Raw genomic sequence first — 6,272 nt, forward strand, 5'->3', positions numbered from 1 at the left:
CTCCGAATGAAAGCCTGTCCTCAGCATAGTACTGGGAAGGAGGGAGTGACCATCTCATTAAATAAAGCACGCTAAGCGTGCGTGGAGGCTGGCACCCAGCGGTACAGCGTCGGAATGGACACGCCGAGGTTCTTGGCCACGTCCTTGGGCGGCACCCCGCTGGCCAGCAGCTTCTTGGCCGACTCGATCTTGCTGTCGGTCATCTTCGGCTTGCGGCCGCCTTTGCGGCCGAGCTGCTTGGCGACTTCCAGCCCGGCGCGGGTGCGCTCGACGGTCAGCTCGCGCTCCATTTCGGCAAGGCTCGCCATGACGTGGAAGAAGAACCGCCCGGATGGTGTGCCGGTGTCGATGGAGTCGGTGAGGCTCCTGAACTGGACACCGTGCTTGTGCAGATCGCCGACCAGATCGACCAGTTGCTTGACCGACCGGCCCAGCCGGTCGAGCTTCCAGACGACCAAAGTATCGCCTTCGCGCAGCATTTCGAGCGTCTTGGCCAAGCCAGGCCGGTCTGCCCGCGTGCCACTCACCTTGTCCTCGAAGACCTTTTTACATCCGGCCTTGCTCAAGGCTTCGCGTTGCAGCTCCAGGTTCTGATCCTGCGTCGAGACGCGCGCATAGCCAATCAACATGGCTTGTCTCGCGCCCGGTCGATGCGTTCCTGCATCGCCTGCATCACTTCTTCGTGGGTGTACGATCTGGCGTTGGCGTCGGTGGCTTGCCGCAGGGCTTCCTCAACCTCGCGCGTCATCCGCTCGTAATCCTCCGGCCACAGCGCTTGCTCCATGCGCAGCGACGCCTGACCCAGCAGGTGCAGCAGGCTGAACAGCCGCATGTCGTTGGTGGCGACGATGCGCTCCCGAATCTGCTCCTGAATAGCTTCGCTAGCCCGATGCGCTTGTGGTGTGGCAGTCCCCTCGTAGTCAGCGGGGAATTCCGCTTCCTCGGCAATCCTTGCCCAGGCGCTGGCCAGCGCCTCGATGGTTGACGTGCTCATTTCCGCCGCTCCTGTGCTCTTTGGCGAATCAACCGGCCAAGGGGCCTCGACGCGAAAACCAGCAGCATCACGCCTATCGGATACCAGGTCGAGAAGACCACCAAGGCATCGAAGGCTGGCCGTCCGGTGTTGGTAGGCAGTACGGCGGTCACAGCCATCAACCCGCCGACCGTCCAGATGATGCGCCACACGTAGGGCATCACGCGGGGCACGTAGCCGTCATCGAAAGCGGTCTGGTAGTAGCGGCGCAGGCCGCGCTCGGCAAGCGCCTGGCGCTGCCGCTCCGACAGCGCATCCGTCCGGCCATACCAGCGCCGGAATGGTGGACAGCGCAGCAGCAAAGGGGTGAAGAGGATCATCACCGCCACGATCGCGACACCCCACGCCATGACGGCGCCGGCATCGGGCCGCTTGGCGTTCTCGATCACGGGCGCGAAGACGCCCGGAGCACCGATCATCCAGAACAGCGCAATGTGCTGATGGAAGGAGAGCTTCATTTGCTCATCCACTTGCGCAGCAGGCGCTTTTTCAGGGAGGCGCGTTCTTGCGGGTTGCGTCCCTTGTGATTGGCGATGCGATCCGCCGTGGCGGCCTGGCGCTTGACGGGCCAGTAGGAGCGGCCATCCTTGCCCATCGACCAGACGCTGCTGGCCTGGTTTTCCAGCAGGGGCAGATGGGCGCTCAGGGCTTCGGGCGACGCGCTGGTCAGCGCCGTGCGCTCACGGGTGCGCCAGCGCTGATGCCAGAGCTTCTTGTCCTCGCGCTCGCTGCCGCAGGTCGTGTGCCCGACGATGGGTGTTTTGCGGCGGCTGCGGCTCATAACGTAGTGGTCTCCAAGAACATTCAGGACTGATCCCAGGCGTCGATGGTCAAGACCTGATCGGCAGGACAGGCGGCTACGCGGTCGGGAACTGGATGGTGTTCAGTCTCATGCCGACCCCATTCGATTGATCGCGTCGCTTGCGGCACGCTGCGACGCAAGGAGGTTTGCGACCTGGTTTAGCAGCCGTGTCCGCTGCATGTCTGTTACCTATCTCCCCGACCGCTCATTGGACCAACTCCAGAGATTGGGCTCTATCGCTCAGCCAATACGAAACCGGCATTGGCTGATGCCACAACCGAGACTAACACAAATGGCTCGGTACCTGTATTTCGCGCCCCGTGCACTTGGCCCGGTCTTGCCACGGCTATCTCACCTTCCCTGAGGGCACGAACAATCCCATTGCCCTGAAAGTAATCAGCCATTCCCGACAAAACAGTCCACGTGTCTTGGCCGTGAGGATGAATGTGAGCCGCAATTTCCTGCCCGGGATGGACATGCCAAACCACGATAATTGAGTCTCGGGTTTCAAGCACAACGGAACGAATAGGCTCGCCTTCGGACGGCTGAACATACTCGGCTACAGAAAATATTCTCGATTCAACAGTCATCGGAGATCCCTCTTTCACAGTTGTCGTTACGGTCTTCATCGTCGGCATCCTGACGCACGGCGGGCAATTGCTGGAGCAACGCCGGCAGCCATTCCTGTACCGTCTCCCACACCACATCGAGGTTGATGTCGAAATAGCCGTGAGCCATGCGATTACGCATATTGCGCATGCTGCGCCACGGCACGTCGGCATGCGCCTGGGTGAACTCGACGTAGCCATCCATCACCTTTGTGGCCGCCTCGCCGATGACGATCAGGCTCATGATGACGGCCTGCTGGGTGCGCTTGTCGGCCAAGAAGTCGTCCTTGGCCATCCCTTCCACGAAGCTGCGCGCATCGGTTGCGGCCTGCTGAATGTGGTCGAGGTAATCGGGCAGGCGGTTCTCGCTCATATCGGTTGCGCCTCCGCGAGCACCTTGGCCCGGAACTTCGGCGGCAGGTCGCCGGGAGTCAGCAGATCGACGTCAACGCCGAGCAGCGATTTCAGTTCTTCTTCCAAATCGCCCAAGTCCAACAACGTGGCACCGGGCAGCGCATCGACCAACAGGTCGAGGTCGCTGCCATCCCGGTCGGTGCCATGCAGCACCGAGCCGAAGACGCGCGGGTTCGCGGCGCGAAAGCGGCCTACCGCTTCACGCACTGCGCTTCGCTTCATGTCAAGCACAACAGACGGTCGCATGCGCATCCTTTCTTATCGAAACTCGTTGAGATGATATGCAATCAAGAATAGAATTTCAAGAACTATTTTCGAGAATCGCAATGCCTTGATTCCCGTGCCGCGCCGGTTGCCTTGGCGGGCTTGTCACAAACCTACGTTTTTGAGAAGAAGGAGACTGCATGCCCCGCCGTTCAATCCTCTCCGCCGCAGAGCGCGACAGTCTCTTGGCGTTGCCCGATACCCAAGACGAACTCATCCGGCTCTACACGTTCAGCGAACCCGACCTGTCACTAATCCGCCAGCGGCGCGGTGACGCCAACCGCCTGGGTGTCGCGGTGCAATTATGCTTATTGCGCTTTCCCGGTCAGGGCCTGCTGCCCGACGCTGCGGTGCCGATGCCCCTGCTGCAATGGATCGGACGGCAACTGCGCATCGATCCATCGTGCTGGCCACAGTATGCAGAGAGGGAAGAAACCCGGCGCGAGCATCTGCTTGAGCTGCGTGCATATTTGGGCATGGAGCCGTTCGGCCTGGCGCACTATCGGCAGGCTGTCCATGCCGCGACCGAGTTGGCCTTGCAAACCGACAAGGGCATCATGCTGGCCAACAGTGTTCTCGACGACCTGCGGCACCGACACGTCATCTTGCCGACGCTGGATGTTGTCGAGCGCGTCTGTGCCGAGGCGATCACCCGCGCCAACCGGCAAATCTACGAAACCTTGTCCGAACCGCTATCGGACGCGCATCGTCGCCGCCTTGACGATCTGCTCAAACGCCGGGACAACGGCAAAACGACCTGGCTGGCCTGGCTGCGCCAGTCACCCGTCAAGCCCAATTCGCGGCACATGCTCGAACACATCGAACGCCTCAAGGCATGGCAGGCGCTCGACCTGCCTTCCGGCGTCGAGCGGTCGGTGCACCAGAATCGCCTGCTCAAGATCGCCCGCGAGGGTGGCCAGATGACACCCGCCGACCTGGCCAAGTTCGAGGCGCAGCGGCGCTACGCCACCCTGGTCGCGCTCGCCATCGAGGGCATGGCCACGGTCACCGACGAAATCATCGACTTGCACGACCGCATCCTGGGCAAGCTGTTCAACGCCGCCAAGAACAAGTATCAGCAGCAGTTTCAGGCATCCGGCAAGGCGATCAACGCCAAGGTGCGGCTGTTCGGGCGCATCGGCCAGGCGCTGATCGAGGCCAAGCAAGCGGGCCGCGATCCGTTCGCCGCCATCGAGGGCGTACTATCCTGGGATGCTTTCGCCGAAAATGTCACCGAAGCGCAGAAGCTCGCGCAGCCCGAGGACTTCGATTTCCTGCACCGCATCGGCGAGAGCTACGCCACGTTACGCCGGTACGCGCCGGAATTCCTCGCCGTGCTCAAGCTGCGGGCTGCGCCCGCTGCCAAGGATGTGCTGGACGCCATCGAGGTGCTGCGCGGCATGAACAGCGACAACGCACGCAAGGTGCCTGCCGATGCGCCGACCGACTTCATCAAGCCGCGCTGGCAGAAGCTGGTGATGACCGATGCCGGCATCGACCGGCGCTACTACGAGTTGTGCGCACTGTCGGAACTGAAGAACGCGCTGCGCTCCGGCGACATCTGGGTGCAAGGCTCACGCCAGTTCAAGGATTTCGAGGACTACCTGGTACCGCCTGTGAAATTCGCCAGCCTCAAGCTGGCCAGCGAACTGCCGCTGGCTGTGGTCACCAACTGCGACCAGTACCTGCATGACCGGCTGACGCTGCTAGAAACACAGCTTGCGACCGTCAACCGCATGGCGGCGGCCAACGACCTGCCGGACGCCATCATCACCGAGTCTGGCCTGAAGATCACGCCTCTGGATGCGGCGGTGCCTGACACCGCGCAGGCGCTGATCGACCAGACCGCGATGATCCTGCCGCACATCAAGATCACCGAACTGCTTATGGAAGTGGATGAATGGACGGGCTTCACCCGCCACTTTACGCACCTGAAATCGGGCGACCTGGCCAAGGACAAGAACCTGCTGCTGACCACCATACTGGCCGACGCGATCAATCTCGGCCTGACCAAGATGGCCGAGTCCTGTCCCGGCACAACGTATGCCAAGCTCGCCTGGCTACAAGCCTGGCATACCCGCGATGAAACCTATTCGACGGCGCTGGCCGAATTGGTGAACGCGCAGTTCCGGCATCCCTTCGCCGAGCATTGGGGTGACGGCACCACGTCATCGTCGGACGGCCAGAACTTCCGCACCGGCAGCAAGGCCGAGAGCACCGGGCACATCAACCCGAAATATGGCAGCAGCCCAGGGCGGACGTTTTACACGCACATCTCCGACCAGTACGCGCCGTTCCACACCAAGGTCGTGAACGTCGGCGTGCGCGACTCGACCTACGTGCTCGACGGCCTGCTGTACCACGAGTCCGACCTGCGCATCGAGGAGCACTACACCGACACGGCGGGCTTCACCGATCATGTCTTTGCCCTCATGCATCTGCTGGGCTTCCGCTTCGCGCCGCGCATCCGCGCCCTGGGCGACACCAAGCTGTTCATCCCTAAGGGTGAAGCCAGTTACGACGCACTCAGACCGACGATTAGCAGCGACAAGTTGAACATCAAGGCTATTCGTGCCCATTGGGATGAAATCCTGCGCCTGGCTACCTCGATCAAACAGGGCACGGTGACGGCCTCGCTGATGTTGCGCAAGCTCGGCAGCTACCCGCGCCAGAACGGCCTGGCCGTTGCGCTGCGCGAGCTGGGGCGCATCGAGCGCACGCTGTTCATCTTGGACTGGCTGCAAAGCGTGGAACTACGCCGTCGTGTGCATGCCGGATTGAACAAGGGCGAAGCCCGCAATGCGCTGGCCAGGGCGGTGTTCTTCAACCGGCTGGGCGAAATCCGCGACCGCAGTTTCGAGCAGCAGCGCTACCGGGCCAGTGGCCTCAACCTGGTGACGGCGGCCATCGTGCTGTGGAACACGGTCTACCTGGAGCGCGCCGCGAATGCTTTGCGCGGCCACGGCCATGGTGTCGATGAAGGGCTGTTGCAGTACCTGTCGCCGCTGGGTTGGGAGCATATCAACCTGACCGGCGATTACCTCTGGCGCAGTAGCTCCAAAGTAGGCGTGGGGAAATTCCGACCGCTACGTCCGCTCTCTGGGTCTTAGCGTACGATTTTTAATGAGATGGTCACTCCCTCCTTCCCGGT

8 protein-coding genes are annotated in these 6,272 nt (G+C 61.9%); 1 reads left to right on the forward strand and 7 read right to left on the reverse strand.

Going from position 1 to position 6,272, the window contains the following annotated elements; translation table 11 throughout:
* Positions 1-71: 71 nt before the first annotated feature.
* The 7 genes from HMPREF3096_RS09000 to HMPREF3096_RS09030 form a co-directional block, all read right to left on the reverse strand.
* Entirely contained in the window at positions 72-629 is a 558-nt protein-coding gene (locus tag HMPREF3096_RS09000) for a recombinase family protein (protein ID WP_003100847.1), read from the reverse strand.
* Complete coding sequence (locus HMPREF3096_RS09005; protein WP_003100853.1) at positions 623-994, reverse strand: hypothetical protein; 372 nt, start codon at positions 992-994, stop codon at positions 623-625. The genes HMPREF3096_RS09000 and HMPREF3096_RS09005 overlap by 7 nt, the downstream gene beginning before the upstream one ends.
* Complete coding sequence (locus HMPREF3096_RS09010; RefSeq protein WP_003100856.1) at positions 991-1,491, reverse strand: hypothetical protein; 501 nt, start codon at positions 1,489-1,491, stop codon at positions 991-993. The genes HMPREF3096_RS09005 and HMPREF3096_RS09010 overlap by 4 nt, the downstream gene beginning before the upstream one ends.
* Complete coding sequence (locus HMPREF3096_RS09015) at positions 1,488-1,814, reverse strand: hypothetical protein (protein ID WP_003100858.1); 327 nt, start codon at positions 1,812-1,814, stop codon at positions 1,488-1,490. Before HMPREF3096_RS09015 ends, HMPREF3096_RS09010 begins: the two co-directional genes overlap by 4 nt.
* Positions 1,815-2,068: 254 nt before the next feature.
* Positions 2,069-2,425: a cupin domain-containing protein gene (locus HMPREF3096_RS09020; protein WP_000215515.1), complete on the reverse strand. Its 357-nt coding sequence runs from the start codon at positions 2,423-2,425 to the stop codon at positions 2,069-2,071.
* Positions 2,415-2,816, reverse strand: a complete 402-nt coding sequence (locus HMPREF3096_RS09025) for a HepT-like ribonuclease domain-containing protein (protein ID WP_001293886.1) — start codon at positions 2,814-2,816, stop codon at positions 2,415-2,417. Before HMPREF3096_RS09025 ends, HMPREF3096_RS09020 begins: the two co-directional genes overlap by 11 nt.
* Positions 2,813-3,103, reverse strand: coding sequence for a nucleotidyltransferase family protein (locus HMPREF3096_RS09030; protein WP_001247892.1), 291 nt, complete (start codon positions 3,101-3,103; stop codon positions 2,813-2,815). Before HMPREF3096_RS09030 ends, HMPREF3096_RS09025 begins: the two co-directional genes overlap by 4 nt.
* A gap of 158 nt (positions 3,104-3,261) precedes the next feature.
* Here HMPREF3096_RS09030 and HMPREF3096_RS09035 point away from each other — a divergent pair, with 158 nt between their 5' ends.
* The gene (locus tag HMPREF3096_RS09035; protein ID WP_070544396.1) at positions 3,262-6,231 is read left to right on the forward strand and encodes a Tn3-like element TnShfr1 family transposase; all 2,970 of its coding nucleotides are present in this window, start codon (positions 3,262-3,264) and stop codon (positions 6,229-6,231) included.
* The last annotated feature ends 41 nt before the right edge of the window (positions 6,232-6,272 follow it).

The sequence above is a fragment of the Klebsiella sp. HMSC25G12 genome, assembly GCF_001807705.1.
Taxonomy (GTDB): Bacteria; Pseudomonadota; Gammaproteobacteria; order Enterobacterales; family Enterobacteriaceae; genus Klebsiella; species Klebsiella variicola.